17 protein-coding genes are annotated in these 18,140 nt (G+C 61.3%); 12 read left to right on the top strand and 5 right to left on the bottom strand.

Annotation, left to right across the window (positions count from 1 at the left end; genetic code table 11):
• Positions 1-225 precede the first annotated feature (225 nt).
• From rimP to HJB84_RS17365, 10 genes are all read left to right on the top strand, one after another.
• Positions 226-831 carry a ribosome maturation factor RimP gene (gene rimP, locus HJB84_RS17410; RefSeq protein WP_012559489.1) on the top strand — a complete coding sequence of 202 codons (606 nt, stop codon included), beginning with the start codon at positions 226-228 and terminating at the stop codon, positions 829-831.
• A gap of 59 nt (positions 832-890) precedes the next feature.
• Positions 891-2,492, top strand: a complete 1,602-nt coding sequence (gene nusA, locus HJB84_RS17405) for a transcription termination factor NusA (RefSeq protein WP_207582410.1) — start codon at positions 891-893, stop codon at positions 2,490-2,492.
• On the top strand, positions 2,489-3,187 hold the full coding sequence (locus HJB84_RS17400; RefSeq protein ID WP_207582409.1) for an RNA-binding protein: 699 nt from the start codon (positions 2,489-2,491) through the stop codon (positions 3,185-3,187). The genes nusA and HJB84_RS17400 overlap by 4 nt, the downstream gene beginning before the upstream one ends.
• Before the next feature lie 101 nt (positions 3,188-3,288).
• Positions 3,289-6,045 carry a translation initiation factor IF-2 gene (infB, locus tag HJB84_RS17395; RefSeq protein ID WP_207582408.1) on the top strand — a complete coding sequence of 919 codons (2,757 nt, stop codon included), beginning with the start codon at positions 3,289-3,291 and terminating at the stop codon, positions 6,043-6,045.
• Between the two features lie 159 nt (positions 6,046-6,204).
• Positions 6,205-6,609, top strand: a complete 405-nt coding sequence (rbfA, locus tag HJB84_RS17390) for a 30S ribosome-binding factor RbfA (RefSeq protein WP_164006026.1) — start codon at positions 6,205-6,207, stop codon at positions 6,607-6,609.
• A 13-nt stretch (positions 6,610-6,622) separates the two neighbouring features.
• Positions 6,623-7,555 carry a tRNA pseudouridine(55) synthase TruB gene (gene truB / locus HJB84_RS17385; RefSeq protein ID WP_221116473.1) on the top strand — a complete coding sequence of 311 codons (933 nt, stop codon included), beginning with the start codon at positions 6,623-6,625 and terminating at the stop codon, positions 7,553-7,555.
• A gap of 99 nt (positions 7,556-7,654) precedes the next feature.
• Positions 7,655-8,506, top strand: a complete 852-nt coding sequence (locus HJB84_RS17380; protein ID WP_221116472.1) for an alpha/beta fold hydrolase — start codon at positions 7,655-7,657, stop codon at positions 8,504-8,506.
• Between the two features lie 153 nt (positions 8,507-8,659).
• Positions 8,660-8,929 (top strand): 30S ribosomal protein S15, encoded by a 270-nt coding sequence (gene rpsO / locus HJB84_RS17375; RefSeq protein ID WP_007634179.1) that lies wholly within the window; start codon positions 8,660-8,662, stop codon positions 8,927-8,929.
• Positions 8,930-9,286: 357 nt separating this feature from the next.
• Positions 9,287-11,425, top strand: coding sequence for a polyribonucleotide nucleotidyltransferase (gene pnp / locus HJB84_RS17370; RefSeq protein ID WP_207582405.1), 2,139 nt, complete (start codon positions 9,287-9,289; stop codon positions 11,423-11,425).
• Positions 11,426-11,557: 132 nt separating this feature from the next.
• Entirely contained in the window at positions 11,558-12,574 is a 1,017-nt protein-coding gene (locus HJB84_RS17365) for a class I SAM-dependent methyltransferase (RefSeq protein WP_221116471.1), read from the top strand.
• A 97-nt stretch (positions 12,575-12,671) separates the two neighbouring features.
• Here the strand turns inward: HJB84_RS17365 and fabI are convergent, their stop codons facing one another.
• Genes fabI through fabA form a run of 3 tightly spaced genes read right to left on the bottom strand, consistent with a single transcriptional unit; the run spans position 12,672 to position 15,274 of the window.
• The gene (gene fabI / locus HJB84_RS17360; protein WP_221116470.1) at positions 12,672-13,478 is read right to left on the bottom strand and encodes an enoyl-ACP reductase FabI; all 807 of its coding nucleotides are present in this window, start codon (positions 13,476-13,478) and stop codon (positions 12,672-12,674) included.
• Between the two features lie 4 nt (positions 13,479-13,482).
• On the bottom strand, positions 13,483-14,715 hold the full coding sequence (fabB, locus tag HJB84_RS17355) for a beta-ketoacyl-ACP synthase I (RefSeq protein WP_221116469.1): 1,233 nt from the start codon (positions 14,713-14,715) through the stop codon (positions 13,483-13,485).
• A gap of 43 nt (positions 14,716-14,758) precedes the next feature.
• Entirely contained in the window at positions 14,759-15,274 is a 516-nt protein-coding gene (gene fabA, locus HJB84_RS17350) for a 3-hydroxyacyl-[acyl-carrier-protein] dehydratase FabA (protein WP_221116468.1), read from the bottom strand.
• Between the two features lie 300 nt (positions 15,275-15,574).
• Here fabA and irrA point away from each other — a divergent pair, with 300 nt between their 5' ends.
• On the top strand, positions 15,575-15,994 hold the full coding sequence (irrA, locus tag HJB84_RS17345; protein ID WP_164006019.1) for an iron response transcriptional regulator IrrA: 420 nt from the start codon (positions 15,575-15,577) through the stop codon (positions 15,992-15,994).
• Between the two features lie 13 nt (positions 15,995-16,007).
• Here the strand turns inward: irrA and HJB84_RS17340 are convergent, their stop codons facing one another.
• Positions 16,008-16,643, bottom strand: coding sequence for a trimeric intracellular cation channel family protein (locus tag HJB84_RS17340; protein ID WP_207582401.1), 636 nt, complete (start codon positions 16,641-16,643; stop codon positions 16,008-16,010).
• A gap of 179 nt (positions 16,644-16,822) precedes the next feature.
• Here HJB84_RS17340 and HJB84_RS17335 point away from each other — a divergent pair, with 179 nt between their 5' ends.
• Entirely contained in the window at positions 16,823-17,296 is a 474-nt protein-coding gene (locus HJB84_RS17335) for a hypothetical protein (protein WP_207582400.1), read from the top strand.
• Between the two features lies 1 nt (position 17,297).
• Here the strand turns inward: HJB84_RS17335 and HJB84_RS17330 are convergent, their stop codons facing one another.
• Positions 17,298-18,086 carry a YdcF family protein gene (locus tag HJB84_RS17330; protein ID WP_207582399.1) on the bottom strand — a complete coding sequence of 263 codons (789 nt, stop codon included), beginning with the start codon at positions 18,084-18,086 and terminating at the stop codon, positions 17,298-17,300.
• Positions 18,087-18,140 lie beyond the last annotated feature (54 nt).

The raw sequence follows: 18,140 nt of genomic DNA, 5'->3' as shown, positions 1-18,140 counted from the left end.
TTGCGCCGCAACGGCAATATATGCGCAAGATCGGCGCTGGCCATAGGCCCACCGACGTCACCCGACACGAATTGGCGGAATCAGCCGCAGACCTTGCAATTTCGGAAAAACCCGACTATATGGCTCTCAAATTCTTGATCGCTTGATGAAGAGTGGGCCGCAAGGACCCGCTCTTTTTTATTAGCGCGATCCCTAAAAAGCATGAAATTGCGAGGAGCGCACCGCTTGTCGGACATGACAAACGCAGGCAACGAACTTGAGCCGCGGCTGATTACCGAAACCGGGCTCGACCAGCGTCTTGCCGATATCATCGAACCTGTCCTCATCGGCATCGGCTTCCGGCTTATCCGCGTCCGCATGCTGAACCAGAACGGCGTGACGATGCAGGTGATGGCCGAACGCAACGACGGGACGATGACGGTTCAGGACTGCGAAGAAGTCTCGATGGCGATTTCTCCTGTCCTCGATGTGGAAGATCCGGTCGATAAAGAGTATCATCTCGAAGTGTCTTCGCCCGGCATCGACCGTCCGATGGTGCGGAAATCCGATTTCGTCCGCTGGCAGGGCCACCTTGTGAAATGCGAGACGTCGATCTTGATCGACAATCGCAAGCGCTTCCGCGGCAAGATCGTCGAAGCAGGCGTCGATGGTTTCACGCTCGAGCGTGACCAGGTCGCTTACGGGGAAGAGCAGAAGGTCACCATTCCCTTCACGGCGCTTAGCGATGCGAAGCTCATTCTGACCGACGACCTGATCCGCGACGCGTTGCGCGCCGATAAGCTGGCGAAAGCCGAGGCCGCCAACCAGAACGAAGCGGACGACCAGGAATAACCGATCAACAGACCGCTACAGGGACGGGAACCCTGGAGTAAAGACGGAGAAACAAGACAATGGCAGTCAGTGCGAACCGGCTCGAACTTCTGCAGATCGCAGATGCAGTGGCGCGCGAAAAGGTCATCGACCGCGAGATCGTGCTGGCCGCAATGGCCGACGCCATCCAGAAGGCGGCACGCTCCCGTTACGGCACCGAGTCCAACATACGGGCCGATATCAATCCGAAGACCGGCGAAATCCGTCTGCAGCGCCTGCTCGAAGTTGTCGACAAGGCTGAGGATTATTCGACGCAGATCCCGCTGGAGCTTGCCCGCGACCGCAACCCGGACGCCGCACTCGGCGATTTCATCGCCGATCCGCTGCCGCCAATGGATTTCGGCCGCATCGCCGCACAGTCCGCCAAGCAGGTGATCGTGCAGAAGGTGCGTGAAGCCGAGCGCGACCGCCAGTTCGACGAATTCAAGGATCGCGTCGGCGAAATCGTCAACGGCACCGTCAAGCGCGTCGAATATGGCAATGTCATCGTCGATCTCGGCCGTGGCGAAGGCATCATCCGCCGCGACGAAATGATCCCGCGCGAAAACGTCCGCTATGGCGATCGCGTCCGTGCCTATGTTTATGATGTCCGTCGCGAGCAGCGCGGCCCGCAGATTTTCCTGTCGCGTACGCATCCGCAGTTCATGGTGAAGCTGTTCACCATGGAAGTGCCCGAGATTTACGACGGCATCATCCAGGTGAAGTCGGTCGCCCGCGATCCGGGCTCGCGCGCCAAGATCGCCGTGATCTCGAACGATAGTTCGATCGATCCGGTCGGCGCCTGCGTCGGTATGCGCGGCTCGCGCGTTCAGGCCGTCGTCGGCGAACTCCAGGGCGAGAAGATCGACATCATTCCGTGGTCGCAGGACCCGGCGACCTTCGTCGTCAATGCCCTGCAGCCGGCCGAAGTCGCCAAGGTCGTTCTCGACGAGGATGCCGAGCGTATCGAAGTCGTCGTTCCCGACGAGCAGCTGTCGCTTGCGATCGGCCGCCGCGGCCAGAACGTCCGGCTCGCCTCGCAGCTGACCGGCTGGGACATCGACATCATGACGGAGGCCGAGGAATCGGAACGCCGCCAGAAGGAATTCAACGAGCGTACCAACCTGTTCATGGATTCGCTCGACGTCGATGAAATGGTCGGCCAGGTTCTGGCCTCTGAAGGCTTTGCAGCGGTCGAAGAACTGGCTTATGTCGATCTCGACGAAATCTCCTCGATCGACGGTTTCGACGAAGAGACGGCGCAGGAAATCCAGCAGCGTGCCCGCGAATTCCTCGAGCGTCTCGAAGCCGAGATGGACGAGAAGCGCAAGGCGCTCGGCGTTCAGGACGAGCTGCGCGAAATCGACGGTATCACCGCCCAGATGATGGTGGCGCTCGGCGAAGACGGCATTAAGTCGATCGAGGACTTTGCCGGTTGTGCCGCCGACGACCTCGTCGGCTGGACGGAACGCAAGAACGGCGAAACGAAGAAGTTCGAAGGCCTGTTCTCGAAGTTCGACGTCTCGCGCGTCGAGGCCGAACAGATGATCGTCCAGGCCCGCCTTTCGGCTGGCTGGATCACGCAAGAGGACCTGGCTAAGGGGACCGAAGAAGAGGTCGCCGAAGCCGAACAGGAAGTATGATGACCGCGCATGAGCCGGACGCTCTCCCTGATGAGGACGACGATCTTGCAGGTTATGACGTGAACGGACGCATGTGCATCGTGACGCGCGAAAGCGGATCGCCGGAAGAGCTGATCCGCTTCGTTGCCGCTCCCGATGGAACTATTGTCGCCGACCTGAAGCGCGAGCTTCCGGGACGCGGATGCTGGGTAAAGATCGACCGGTCGCTGGTCGACAGGGCGGTGGCGAAGAAACTCTTCGCCCGCGCGCTGAAAATGGATGTGAAGGCGGCAGACGATCTCGGCGCGAGCGTCGATCGGCTGCTCGCGGCGCAATTGATGCAGATGATGAACATGGGGCGGAAAGCCGGCCAGTTCGTCAGCGGATCCTCGAAAGTGGATGCCGCAGTTAGAAGCGGGGCAGCGCTTGCGGTGTTCCATGCGACTGATGCAGCGGACGACGGCGTCCGAAAAATCGACCAGGCCCGCAAGGCCTGGCACCTCGGAATGGAGACCGAGGAGGAGATACCTTCCTTCCGTCTCTTCTCGGAGAGCGAAATGGAAGGCCTGATGGGTCAGAATGCTTTTATCCATGCCGCAGTGCTTGCAGGGCAGGCGGGTGAGGGTGTAGTGAAGCGCGCAAAGATGCTCGAACAGTACCGTATTGGCGGTCAGTCCCGGGCAGCAGCGGGCGGCGCTGGCCGGCAAAAACAATGAGGCGGTCACCGGCATCGGCCGGTCGCATCCTCATTGATCGACAGTATTGAACGACAGGGTCTGATCTAGTCATCGCTCCCTGTCCGAAGGAACGGGAACGAATGACCGATAGTAACGACGACAAGACAATCAGCGTGACGGGCAAAAAGACGCTTACCCTGAAACCATCGGGGATGAGCCAGGGCACCGTTCGCCAGGATATGGGTCGAGGTCGCACCAAGGCGGTTGTCGTCGAGACCCGCAAGCGGCGCCCGATGCGCCCGGAAGACGAAAAGCCGATCACACCTGCCGCTCCGGTGGCCCCTGTGCGTGCTGCCGAACCGGCGCCTGCGCCTATGCAGGCGCGCCCGCAGCAGCCGACGCCGGCACCGCGGATCCAGCAGGGCAACAACAACCAGACGAACCAACGTCCGCAGCAGTCCCACCAGGCGCCGCGCCAGAACGATCGTCCGCGTCCGGTAGTGCTGAACCATCTGTCGCCGGAGGAAATGGACGCCCGCCGCCGTGCGCTTGCCGACGCCCAGGCGCGTGACGCCCAGGATGCGATCCGCCGCGCCGAGGACGAAAAGCGCCGTGCCGCCGAAGAGGTTGTCCGTAAGGCAGCCGAAGCAGAAGAAGCTGCCCGCAGGGCCGCTGAAGACGCTATCCGACAGGCTGAGGCGCCCGCCGCCGTTGCTGAACCAGCAGCCGCGGCACCGGCTCCGGCCGAGGCAAGCGCCGACGCCCCACAGCCGCAGCAAACCGCATCGTCGGCACCAGCTGTGCGCCGGCCCGATGCGGCCGGAGCACCGGCTGCTGCCCGTCCGGCAGCGGGCGCTGCCGTTCCCGGCGCCGTTCGCGGCCGTCGCGACGAAAAGGAAGAAGAAGATCGGGGTGCCGCGCGCGGTGGTCCGGTCCGTGGCCGTGTCGTTCGCCCGGAACCGGCAAAGCCGGTCACCACGCGTCCGAAGACGGATGAAGAGCGCCGTCGCGGCAAGCTGACGATCTCCACTGCCAACGTCGACGGCGACGACAATGCCCGCGGGCGTTCGCTCTCGGCGATGCGCCGCCGGCAGGAGAAGTTCCGCCGCGGTCAGATGCAGGAAACCCGCGAGAAGATCTCCCGCGAGGTAGTTCTGCCAGAGACCATCACCATTCAGGAACTGTCGCAGCGCATGTCCGAACGCGCTGTCGACGTCATCAAGTACCTGATGAAGGAAGGCCAGATGATGAAGCCGGGCGACGTCATCGACGCCGACCTTGCCGAACTCATCGCCGGCGAATTCGGCCATACGGTCAGGCGCGTGTCGGAATCCGACGTCGAACTTGGTATCTTCAACGTGTCCGACGAGGATGGCGAACTGGTTTCGCGCCCGCCCGTCGTCACCATCATGGGCCATGTCGACCACGGCAAGACCTCACTGCTCGACGCCATCCGTCATGCCAACGTGGTTTCCGGCGAAGCCGGTGGCATCACGCAGCATATCGGCGCCTATCAGGTGGAGCAGAGCGGTCAGAAGATCACCTTCATCGATACGCCCGGCCACGCCGCCTTCACGGCAATGCGTGCCCGCGGTGCGCAGGCGACCGACATCGCGATCCTGGTCGTCGCAGCCGACGACAGCGTGATGCCGCAGACGATCGAATCGATCAACCACGCCAAAGCGGCCGGTGTTCCGATCATCGTTGCGATCAACAAGGTCGACAAGCACGAAGCCGATCCGCAGAAGGTGCGCAATCAGCTGCTGCAGCACGAAGTCTTCGTGGAATCCATGGGCGGTGAAGTGCTCGACGTCGAAGTTTCGGCAAAGACCGGCAAGAACCTCGACAAGCTGCTCGAGGCGATCCTGCTGCAGGCGGAAATTCTCGATCTCAAGGCCAATGCGAACCGGACTGCTGAAGGTACCGTCATCGAAGCCCAGCTCGATCGCGGCCGTGGTTCGGTCGCGACCGTGCTTGTCCAGAAGGGCACGCTGCGTCCGGGCCAGATCATCGTCGCCGGTGACGTCTGGGGCCGCGTGCGCGCGCTTGTCACCGACAAGGGCGACCATGTGAAGGAAGCAGGTCCGGCAACCCCGGTCGAGGTTCTCGGTCTTTCCGGTACGCCGCAGGCGGGCGACAAGTTCGCCGTCGTCGAAAGCGAAAGCCGCGCCCGCGAAATCTCGGAATATCGCCAGCGTCTTGCCCGTGACAAGGCGGCTGCCCGCCAGTCGGGACAGCGCGGTTCGCTGGAACAGATGATGATGCAGCGCCAGAGCGTCGGCATCAAGGAGTTCCCGCTGGTCATCAAGGGCGACGTGCAGGGCTCGATCGAAGCGATTGCCGGCGCGCTCGAGAAGCTCGGCACCGACGAGGTCCGCGCCCGCATCGTCCATTCGGGCGCCGGTGGCATCACCGAGTCGGATATTTCGCTCGCCGAAGCGTCGAACGCGGCCATCATCGGCTTCAACGTTCGTGCAAATACGCAGGCACGTCAGTTCGCCGAGCGCGAAGGCATCGAAATCCGCTACTACAACATCATCTACGACCTGGTGGATGACGTGAAGGCAGCGATGTCGGGCCTCTTGTCTCCGGAACGACGCGAAACCTTCATCGGCAATGCCGAAATCCTCGAGGTGTTCAACATCACCAAGGTCGGCAAGGTCGCAGGCTGCCGTGTCGTCGAAGGCAAGGTCGAGCGTGGCGCAGGCGTCCGCCTCATCCGCAACGACGTCGTCGTTCACGAAGGCAAGCTCAAGACCCTCAAGCGCTTCAAGGACGAAGTGTCCGAAGTGCCGATGGGCCAGGAGTGCGGCATGGCCTTCGAAAACTACGAGGATATGCGCGCCGGCGACGTCATCGAGTGCTTCCGCGTCGAACATATCACGCGCACGCTCTAAACCGCCGCGGCTGAGCGCAGCATCAGCCTTCCGAAAGCCATTCGCCAGCCGGCGGATGGCTTTCGGGTACCTGCGACTTGACCTTTTCTGCCAAAAGAGTCATGGACGCTCTCCTTTGACGGGTTCGATTCCCAGCCGCATCGGCAAATAGAGATAACAATGACCAGATCGACTTCTTCCGCGCCTTCGCAGCGCATGCTGCGCGTTGGCGAACAGGTTCGCGCCGCGATCACCCAGGTATTGCAGCGCGGCGAAGTGCGCGACGACGTCATCGAAGCGACCGTGATCTCGATCTCGGAAGTGCGCATGTCGCCCGACCTCAAGATGGCCACCGCCTATGTGACACCGCTCGGCGTTTCCGACCACAGCATCGTCATCGAGGCGTTGAACCGTAATGCGAGGTATATCCGCGGCAGGCTCGGGCAACAGCTTCGGCAGATGAAATACATGCCGGAGGTGCGGTTCCGCGACGATACCAGCTTTGACAACTACAAGAAAATCGACGAGCTGCTGCGTTCGCCCGAGGTGCAACGCGACCTCGACGGCGATAATGACGAACAATAAACAGAAGAGACGCATGTCCAAACCACGCAAACCCAAGGGCCGGCCGATTTCCGGCTGGCTGATCCTCGACAAGCCGGTGGATTTCGGCTCGACGGAAGCCGTTTCCAAGATCAAGTGGCTCTTTAAGGCGCAGAAGGCCGGTCATGCCGGCACGCTCGATCCGCTCGCCTCCGGCATGCTGCCGATCGCGCTCGGCGATGCGACCAAGACCGTTCCCTATGTGATGGACGGCCGCAAAATCTATGAATTCACGGTCAGCTGGGGCGAGGAACGCGCGACGGACGATCTCGAGGGCGACGTGACCGAAAGCTCGGACAAACGCCCGAGCGAACAGCAGATCCGCGATATCCTAGCCAGCTATATCGGCACCATCAGCCAGGTGCCGCCGCAGTTTTCGGCGATCAAGATATCTGGTGAACGCGCCTATGATCTGGCGCGCGAAGGCGAAGTTGTCGAAATCCCCTCGCGCGAAGTCGATATCTTCCGGCTGACATTGCTCGCCTGCCCGGATGCCGATACCGCGCATTTCGAAGTCGAATGCGGCAAGGGCACCTATGTCAGGGCGCTCGCCCGCGATTTCGGCCGGGAGCTCGGCTGCTATGGCCACGTGTCCGGGCTGCGGCGCACCTTCGTCGCGCCGTTCGCGGAAGAGGCCATGGTGCCGCTCGCAGACCTTGTGGCCCTGGAGGCAATCGAGGATATGGACGAGCGGCTTGCAGCCCTCGATGCGCTGCTGATCAACACCTGCGAGGCGCTTTCCGCCCTGCCCCATCTCGTCATCAACGACGATCAGGCGCACCGGCTGAAGATGGGCAACCCGATCCTCGTGCGCGGCCGCGATGCGCCGGTTGCCGAAAGCGAAGCCTATGCGACGGCCCGCGGCAGGCTGATTGCGATCGGCGAGATCGGCCAGGGCGAGTTTCGCCCGAAGCGGGTTTTCGGCTGAGTCTGTACAGCTAACGATTGTCAGGCGTTAGCGATGCGATATCTTCCTTTCGGGCCGTGGCGGCCCGAAGGGCCATGGCGGCCCGACAAGGGGATGATTATGCGCGCAACCGCTATCGGCATACTGACGTTCTTTTCGATGTTCCTGACCGTTACCGGCGCTCAATCCGCCGAGCGCTGGGCCGAGCTCCCGGCCTTTCCTGCAATGCCCGTGCCGAAGACGAGCGGCATGGCCGATGTGAACGACATCAAGATGTATTACGCCGAATATGGTGAAGGCGACCCGATCCTCTTCATCCATGGAGGTCTTGGAAATGCCGAGGTCTGGGGTCATCAGATCGCCGATTTTGCCAAGGATCATCTGGTCATCGTTGCCGACAGCCGCGGACATGGGCGCTCGACGCGCAGCCGACAGCCCTTCGGCTACGATCTGATGACATCGGATTATGCCGCGCTTCTCGACCATTTGCAGATCGGCAAGGTGACGCTGGTGGGATGGTCCGACGGCGGCATTATCGGCATCGACATGGCGATGAAACATCCGGAAAAGCTGACGCGCGTCATTGCGCAGGCCGCCAATGTCACCACCGACGGCGTCAAGCCTGACGTCTTGAGAAACAAGACCTTCAACGACTACATCAACGTCGCCGGTGAACAGTACCGGAAGCTGTCGCCGACGCCGAACGAATATGATGCCTTCGTCACCCAGATTTCCGAGATGTGGGCGACACAGCCGGCCTGGACGGCGGCGGACCTTGGAAAGATCACGATACCGGTCACGCTCGCCATCGGCGACCATGATGAAGCCGTGAAGCTCGACCATACGGAGATGATGGCCAAAGAAATTCCGGGCGCAAAGCTCGTGATCCTGAAAGACGCCAGCCATTTCGCCATGCTGCAGGATCCCGCAGGTTACGATGCAATGATCCGGGAGGCAATGGCGGGCCGCTGAAAACCGCCGCGGGAGCTCCCCTCTTTCCATCGCTGCTTATTTGGTTTATAGGCAGCGCCAGCGTCAGGTTCGCCTGCTCGCATTCACGGCCAAAGCTGGACGACATCCCGGCTTTTGGCGACCTTTATCTCCTCTCTTAGAAAGGATCACCCGATGTCGATCACTGCTGAGCGCAAGTCTGCGCTGATCAAGGAATACGCAACCGTCGAAGGCGATACCGGTTCTCCGGAAGTCCAGGTCGCGATCCTGACCGAACGCATCAACAACCTGACCGGACACTTCAAGGACCACAAGAAGGATAACCATTCCCGCCGTGGCCTGTTGACGATGGTTTCGAGCCGCCGCTCGCTTCTTGATTATCTCAAGAAGAAGGATGAAGGCCGCTATTCCAAGCTGATTTCCAGCCTGGGTATCCGCCGCTAAGATTGTCCGGCGGGCGCTTTCCAAGTGCCCGCCGGATCTGTTTCGGGACATGGTTCCCGATGAAATGTTCCAGCCGCGCCCTATCTTCAAGCGGTGGAAAAGACCGGCGGACCCGGATGGGCCGGTTCTGCCAAACCAACCGTTGACCTGTCATGGGGCAGGATTGCCGGATGCTTTCGGCCAAGGCTTCTCGAGGCTTTGGCTTGGTTTTCTCAGGGACCCTCGGATTTATCGAGGAAACCAAGGATGAAAAGCCTCCCGTTGTCTTGCCCGTGATACGTCACATTATTTGCGGTCGACTGTGCGCTGCGCCTTGATATCGGCGATGGCGCGTGCTCCCGCATTGAAGGACAAGTCATGTTTAATACCCACACAGTCGAAATCGAGTGGGCCGGCCGCCCGCTGAAGCTCGAAACCGGCAAGATAGCCCGTCAGGCCGACGGCGCGGTTCTCGCCACCTATGGCGAAACCGTGGTTCTCGCCACCGTCGTTTCCGCCAAGGCTCCGAAGCCCGGCCAGGACTTCTTCCCGCTGACGGTCAACTATCAGGAAAAGACCTACGCAGCCGGCAAGATCCCCGGCGGCTACTTCAAGCGCGAAGGTCGTCCGTCTGAAAAGGAAACGCTGGTTTCCCGCCTGATCGACCGCCCGATCCGCCCGCTGTTCCCGGAAGGCTACAAGAACGACACGCAGGTCGTCGTGACCGTCGTTCAGCACGACCTTGAAAACGATCCCGACGTATTGTCGATGGTTGCTGCGTCTGCAGCGCTCACGCTCTCCGGCATTCCCTTCATGGGCCCGGTCGGCGGCGCGCGCGTCGGCTACATCAACGGCGAATATGTTCTCAACCCGCATCTCGACGAGATGGACGAATCGAGCCTCGACCTCGTCGTCGCCGGCACCTACGACGCCGTGCTGATGGTCGAGTCCGAAGCCAAGGAACTGAACGAAGACGTCATGCTCGGCGCCGTCATGTTCGGCCACAAGGGCTTCCAGCCGGTTCTCGACGCGATCATCAAGCTCGCCGAAGTTGCCGCCAAGGAACCGCGTGATTTCCAGCCGGAAGACCATTCCGAACTCGAAGCCGAAATGCTCAAGCATTTTGAAGCTGAGCTGCGCGAAGGCTACAAGATCACCCAGAAGGCTGATCGCTATGCAGCCGTCGACGCCGTCAAGGCAAAGGTTAAGTCTCACTTCTTCCCCGAGGGCGTCGAGCCCAAGTACAGCGCCGAAGTCATCGGCGCCGTCTTCAAGCATCTGCAGGCGAAGATCGTTCGCTGGAACATCCTCGACACCAAGAGCCGCATCGACGGCCGCGACCTCGAAACCGTTCGTCCGATCGTTTCGGAAGTCGGCCTCCTGCCGCGCACACATGGTTCGGCGCTGTTCACCCGCGGTGAAACGCAGGCGATCGTGGTTGCCACGCTTGGCACCGGCGAAGACGAGCAGTATGTCGACAGCCTGACGGGCATGTATAAGGAGCGCTTCCTGCTCCATTACAACTTCCCTCCCTACTCGGTTGGCGAAACCGGCCGCATGGGCTCCCCGGGCCGCCGCGAAATCGGCCACGGCAAGCTCGCATGGCGCGCGATACGTCCGATGCTGCCGACGCCTGAGCAGTTCCCCTACACGCTGCGCGTCGTCTCCGAAATCACCGAGTCGAACGGCTCGTCCTCGATGGCGACCGTCTGCGGTACTTCGCTCGCTCTGATGGACGCCGGCGTTCCGCTGGCAAAGCCGGTTGCCGGTATCGCCATGGGTCTGATCCTGGAAGGCGATCGCTTTGCCGTGCTCTCCGACATTCTCGGTGACGAAGACCACCTCGGCGACATGGACTTCAAGGTTGCAGGGACCGCCGACGGCATCACCTCGCTGCAGATGGACATCAAGATCGCCGGTATCACCGAAGAGATCATGAAGGTCGCCCTTGGCCAGGCCCAGGGCGGTCGTGCCCACATTCTCGGCGAAATGTCCAAGGCCATCACCGAAAGCCGCGGCCAGCTCGGCGAATTTGCTCCGCGCATCGAAGTCATGAACATCCCGGTCGACAAGATCCGTGAAGTCATCGGCTCCGGCGGCAAGGTCATTCGCGAAATCGTCGAAAAGACCGGCGCGAAGATCAACATCGAGGACGATGGCACCGTCAAGATTGCCTCCTCCTCCGGCAAGGAGATCGAAGCGGCCCGCAAGTGGATCCACTCGATCGTTGCCGAGCCCGAGATCGGCCAGGTCTACGAAGGCACGGTCGTCAAGACCGCCGACTTCGGCGCCTTCGTCAACTTCTTCGGCGCCCGCGACGGCCTCGTCCACATCTCGCAGCTCGCTTCCGAGCGTGTTGCCAAGACGCAGGACGTCGTCAAGGAAGGCGACAAGGTCTGGGTCAAGCTGCTCGGCTTTGATGAACGCGGCAAGGTTCGCCTGTCGATGAAGGTTGTCGACCAGGCCACCGGCCAGGAGATCCCGAACGAGAAGAAGAAGGAAGAAGCGGCCGAATAAGCCGCGCCTTCCAGATTTAGTTCCGGGCGCGGGAATGCTTCCGCGCCCTTTTTGTATCCTGGTTTTGCGCATGTCGTGGTCGCAAAACCGCTCAACACCTTTGCGCGACATGCTTTTAACGAGACGAGACCCATGAGCCGCGAGACGCTGAAGACCCTGTTCCATCCCTTTGCCAGCGACACAGTCGCGGTGCCCAGTGAGGGCGAGCGCGTGCTCTTCCTCGGCGCCGAGGCCGGCTTTGCGCTGCCGGACGGCTTTGCCGCCTCGCTCAGCGCCGTCCAGGGCTTCCGGCCGCTCTACCGGCAGCTGCTGGCGCAGCGGATCGAAGCAAAGCCCGAGATCGACGGCGAGGACTATGATGCCGCCCTGGTGCTCTGCACGAAGCACAAGGGCGAGAACGAGGCCAATCTCGCCGCGGCAATCGCCCGCACGCGGGTCGGCGGCCTGATCGTCGTTGCCGGCGCCAAGGAAGACGGCATCCAGCCGCTGCGCAAGCGCCTTGAAGGTTTCAACCTCGCAATCGACCATATGCCGAAATATCACGGTGTCGCTTTCTGGTTCGGCCGCCCTACCGATGGCGACGACATCGTCTCCAAGCTGGTAGCGGCGCCGGTGCGCGTCGACGGCCGATTCCATGCGACCGCCGGCATGTTCTCGCATGACCGGATCGATGCCGGGTCGGAACTGCTCGCCTCGCGGCTGCCGCAGGATTTTACCGGCGACGTCGCGGATTTCGGCGCCGGATGGGGTTATCTCTCCGTCGAGATGGCGCAGAAGTCGCGCGGACTGACCCGCCTCGACCTCTACGAAGCCGATCACGCGGCTCTGGAGGCTGCGAGGGATAATCTGGCGGAGAACTGCCCGAAAGCGCCTGCGCGCTTTTTCTGGCATGATCTGGCGGGAGAGCCGGTCAAGGACAAATACGATCTCGTCATCATGAACCCGCCCTTCCACGAAGGGCACGCCGCCGATCCGGCTCTCGGCCAGGCAATGATCAAGACAGCCGCATCCGCGCTTCGCGGCGGCGGCCGCCTGATGCTCGTCGCCAATCGCGGCCTGCCCTACGAGCCGGTTCTGGCGGCGAATTTCAGGGAAAGCGGCGAAACCTGCCGCAATGCACGCTTCAAGGTGCTGTGGGCGAAGAAGTAAGGGTCAGGGCTCGAACCGTTCCCTTTCGTCGATCGAAAGAAAAAAGGCCGTGCGCATCATCTGAGCACGGCCTTTGAGTTTCAAATCGGAGTAGCGTCTATTCGACGTCCGCTCTGCGCAACGTGTCCAGCGTCGGCATGGAGGTGACGTTGAAACCCGCGTCGACGAAATGGATTTCGCCGGTGACGCCGGCGGAAAGGTCGGAGAGCAGGTAGAGAGCCGAACCGCCGACCTGATCGATGGTCACGGACTTGCGCAGCGGCGCATTGCGCTGGTTCCAGGAAAGGATCGCGCGCGCATCGGAGATGCCGGCGCCGGCCAGCGTCCGGATCGGGCCGGCTGATATGGCGTTGACGCGGATGCCGCGCGGACCGTAATCGGCGGCGAGATAACGCACCGAAGCCTCGAGCGCTGCCTTGGCGACACCCATGACGTTGTAATTCGGGATCACGCGCGTCGAACCGTTATAGGTCAGTGTCAGCATCGCACCGCCGTCTTCCATCAACGGAGCACAGCGCTTGGCGATCTCGGTGAAGGAGAAACAGGAAATGACCATGGTGCGGCTGAAATTCTCCCGCGTCGTATCGGCGTAGAGACCCTTCAGCTCGTTCTTGTCGGAAAAACCGATGGCGTGGACGATGAAATCGAGTTTGCCCCAGCGCTCGCTGATCGCGTCGACCACGGTATCGACCGAGGCGACGTCCTCGACATCGCAGGGCAGCACGAAATCCGAGCCGACTTCGGCAGCCAGCGGCTTGACGCGCTTGCCCAGCGCATCGCCCTGATAGGTGAAGGCGAGTTCCGCACCCTGTGCGGCGAGAGCTTTTGAAATCCCCCAGGCGATCGAATGGTTGTTTGCGACGCCCATGATGAGGCCGCGCTTACCGTGCATGATTCCCGACATGTTGTTATCCGTTATAACGCTGGAAGACCAGCGTGGCGTTGGTGCCGCCGAAGCCGAAGGAGTTGGAGAGGGCGATATCGATCTTCGCATCGTCGATACGCTTGCGCACGATCGGCACGCCTTCGAATTCCGGATCGAGCTCTGAGATATGAGCGCTTTCGCCGATGAAGCCATGTTGCATCATCAACAGGGAATAGATCGATTCCTGCACGCCGGCAGCGCCGAGCGAATGACCGGTCAGCGACTTGGTCGACTGAATATGCGGGATCTTGGCGCCGAATACCTCGCGGATGGCGCCGATTTCCTTGCTGTCGCCGACCGGCGTCGAGGTGCCGTGGGTGTTGACGTAGTCGACATCGCCTTTGACGGTGGCGAGCGCCTGGCGCATGCAGCGGATGGCGCCCTCGCCCGAGGGGGCGACCATGTCGTAGCCATCCGAGGTTGCGCCGTAGCCGACGATTTCGGCGTAGATCTTGGCGCCGCGGGCCTTGGCGCGCTCCAGCTCCTCGAGCACCAGCACGCCGGCGCCGCCGGCGATGACAAAACCGTCGCGGTTGACATCATAGGCGCGCGAGGCGGTATCGGGCGTATCGTTGTACTTGGAGGACATGGCGCCCATGGCGTCGAAGAGGTTGGACATGGTCCAATCGAGATCCTCGTGGCCGCCGGCGAACATCACGTCCTGCTTGCCCCACTGGATCATCTCGGCGGCGTTGCCGATGCAATGCGCCGATGTCGAGCAGGCAGACGAGATCGAATAATTGACGCCGTGGATCTTGAACCAGGTGGCAAGCGTCGCCGATGCGGTCGAGGACATCGCCTTCGGCACGGCGAAGGGGCCGATGCGCTTCGGGCTGTTGTTCTTCACGGTGATCTCAGCCGCCTCGATCAGGGTGCGGGTGGACGGACCGCCGGAGCCCATGATGATGCCGGTGCGCTCGTTCTGAGCGTAGTCCTTCTCTTCCAGCCCGGAATCGGCAAGTGCCTGCTTCATGGCGACATGGTTCCAGGCGCCGCCCTGCGACAGGAAGCGCATGGCGCGGCGATCGACCAGTTCCGCCAGCTCTGCCGAACCGAGCTTGGGGCTGCCCCAGACCTGGCACCTGAAGCCGTGCTCTGCGAAATCGCTGGAGAAGGAGATACCGGACTTTGCCTGCCGCAAGGATTCGGTGACTTCGGCGGCGTCGTTTCCGATCGAGGACACCACACCCAGACCCGTGACAACTACCCGTCTCATCTGATCAAACCTTTTTTGTTTCGTGAGCCGCTTGAGATACGGTTCAGGCCGTCTTGTCTTTCGAGAGACCGACGCGAAGATCGGCCGCCTGGTATATGGTCTCGCCGTCGGCCTTCAGCCAGCCGTTGGCCGTGCCGAGGACCAGACGGCCGCGCATGACACGCTTGAAGTCGATGCCGTATTCGATCAGCTTCGTCTGGGGCCGGACCATGCCCTTGAATTTCACTTCGCCTGTCGACAGGGCCATGCCGCGGCCTGCCTCGCCGAGCCAGCCCAGGAAGAAGCCGGTCAGCTGCCACATGCCATCAAGGCCGAGGCAGCCCGGCATAATCGGATTGCCTTCGAAATGGCAGGGAAAATACCAATCGTCAGGGCGTACGTCGTATTCGGCCCTGAGATAACCCTTGTCGAAAGTCCCGCCCGTTTCGGAAATATCGGTGATGCGGTGAACCATCAGCATGGGCGGCAGGGGAAGCTGCGCATTGCCGGGCCCGAACAGCTCGCCATGTGCGCAGGCGATGAGTTCGTCGTACGAGAAGCTGGACTGTCTTGTCGTCATAAAGTTTCTTTTCCCTCCCGCGTGAGCCCATGGTTATGAACATGTAGTCCAGGTTCTTCAGAAAATGAAGCACGAGCAAGGCAGCTTCATTCAAGGGTCCGGACCAAGCTTGCGCTATTATTTGGTGGTCGCATACAGGAAGGCCAGGGCTGCGACCAGACCTATTTGCGTCAAAAGCCCGTTTTGGCCGCGTTTATCAGGCTCTTGTCCCCATTGAACTATTGAAAGGCTCCGGTGCAAAAGTTATACCGCTTGAAGAAACATGATTGAATTATGCAGGAATAACCGGAGTTGGTTTTGATGACGGGTGCACTCCCGATCGCAATAGAGGTAAGGCTGCGCGGCGCGGGCCTGCGCCCCACCCGCCAGCGTGTCGCGCTCGGCGACCTCCTGTTTGCCAAGGGCGACCGGCATCTGACCGTTGAGGAACTGCATGAGGAGGCGGTTGCAGCTGGCGTTCCGGTGTCGCTGGCAACGGTCTACAACACGCTGCACCAATTCACTGAAGCCGGTCTCATCCGCGTTCTCGCCGTCGAGAGCGCCAGGACCTATTTCGACACCAATGTTTCCGACCACCACCATTTCTTCGTCGAAGGCGAAAACGAGGTACTCGATATTCCGGTCAGCAACCTGACGATCGCCAACCTGCCGGAGCCGCCGGAGGGGATGGAAATCGCCCATGTCGACGTGGTGATCCGTCTGCGGGCGAAGCAGGGCTGACGACACCGCTTCTTCACATCACATCGTCGGGATGCCGGCCGGGCTTGTGTCTGTAAGTCGGGAAGGTCCAGCCGAACCACAGTGCTCCGCCGCGCACCGCAAAGGCCGCCACGACGCCGCAGGCAGACGCCAGATAGAGCGGCATTCCCAGCGCATTGGCGAGCGTGAACACACCGGCGCCGACGAGGGCTGCGGTGACGTATATTTCCGGCCGCAAGAGCACCGAAGGCTCGTTTGCCATCAGATCGCGCAGAATGCCGCCGAAGGTCGCCGTCAGCGTGCCGGTTACGATCGCGATGGTCGGCGAACCGGTGGCGGCAAGGCCCTTGGCGGCGCCGAGCACGCAATAGGCGGCAAGACCGATCGCATCCAGCCAGATCAGCAGGCGATAGCGTGATTCCAGCAGGTGGGCGGTAAAGAAAACGACGATGCCCATGACGCAGCAGACGAGGATATAGGCGGGGTTCAGCACCCAGAAAACCGGCACGCGACCGAGCACGATATCGCGCACGGTGCCGCCGCCCGTTCCCGTCACCATGGCGAAAAACAGAAAGCCGATCAGGTCCAGCTGCTTGCGCGAGGCGGCAAGCGCGCCTGTCGCAGCAAACAGCGCAATGCCGGCATAATCGAGATAAACGAGCAAGGACATGCGGCCCCCAGAACCGGCTTATGTTTTTGCCGAAAGAACCATGATGGCAAGGGCGGCGCAAGGCGGCGGCGCCATAAAGCCAAAGTCTTTATACGATGCATGCCGTTGTCCCAAATCCGCTGCACACATTCGGGCGACATGCATCAGGCTGCAGAGCCTTTATCCAAAAGAGGAAAGCCGTGAAAACGCTGGTGCTCGCCGTTCTGAATATCGTCCTGCTGCTTTTCACGCCGGCTGTCGCCTTCGGCCAGCAATCGCTGATTTCCGATCCGGAGATCTACGAGAAGAAACATTTCCAGGAGCAGTGCAAGACGGCCGAGTTCGCCGACGGCTTCATCATCCGGCAGGACATCAACAATGACGGCCTGATCGATGCGGTGGTCAACGAGGGCCAGCTGACCTGCGACGGGCAGAAGGGGCCGCAGTGCAATGACGACGGCTGCACCTATAATTTCTATCTGCAGGTGGCGGAAGGCGGTTATTTCATGATCGCGACGGCGCAGATCTATGGCTACGACTTCGTCCAGCGCTTCGGCAACATGGTGCTGGCAATGAAGATGCATCCGCGTTTCTGCGACCGCACCGAAGGTGATCCCTGCACGGTGACGGCCCGCGTGCGCGGGACGAAATTCGTCACCATTTCAAAAAAGTAACTCAGCCCGGATAGAGCTCCGATGTCCGGCCGGCGAGATAATAGCCGACCAGGCCGTACCATTCGCGGATCGCCGTCGCCATGTTCTGGGCGTTGAGGCTCGGCTGGGTGAAATCCAACCCCGGCCTCACCTCACCGTCGGTGCGATAATCGGTCGGCCAGGGCACGATATCGATGCCGAGCTTGCGGAAGATGCCGACGGAGCGCGGCATATGAAAACCCGAGGTGATCAGCAGGCAATTGGCAAGCCCCTGGCTTGCGAGGAATTCCTTGGTGTTGACGGCGTTTTCGAAGGTGGTGCGCGATTGCTTCTCCTCGATCAGGCGATCCCTGCCGACGCCGAAGAGCGGGAAGAAGCGCTCGGATGCCGCCGCATCGCCTTCGTAGATGCCCGAGAGCGAGCCGTCGCCGCCCGACACCAGAATGTGCGACTGCGGAAATTTCTGTGCGAGCCGCAGGGCTTCGACGAAGCGGTCGGCCGCGGCGTTGAATTCTATGCCATGGCGCGCCGTGTTCACCTCGTTTTCGAAAGCGCCGCCGAGCACGATCATGCATTGCAGGCTATCCGGATCGGCGGCGGGCTTGGCGAAGCGCTGCTCGAGACCCTGCATCATGAGGTTGCCGGCCGTGGTGTAGAGCGTGACGAAGAGGATAAGGGCCGAACCGGCTGCGCCGAGGATACTTAAGGTACGCCAGCGCAAAAGGCCGGCAATGAGGGCAATGATGAGGAGGAAGAATGCCAGCGACAACGGCTGAGCGAAAATCCAGACGAGCTTCGAAATCAGGAACAAGACCTACTCCTTGAGGATGGGCGGCGGTCCTTCCTATCCGATTCGACGGTAACA

The sequence above is a fragment of the Rhizobium sp. NZLR1b genome (assembly GCF_019685155.1).
GTDB lineage: Bacteria > Pseudomonadota > Alphaproteobacteria > Rhizobiales > Rhizobiaceae > Rhizobium.
Note: the sequence above shows the minus strand (reverse complement) of the source record. Positions and strands in the feature narration are given on the sequence as shown.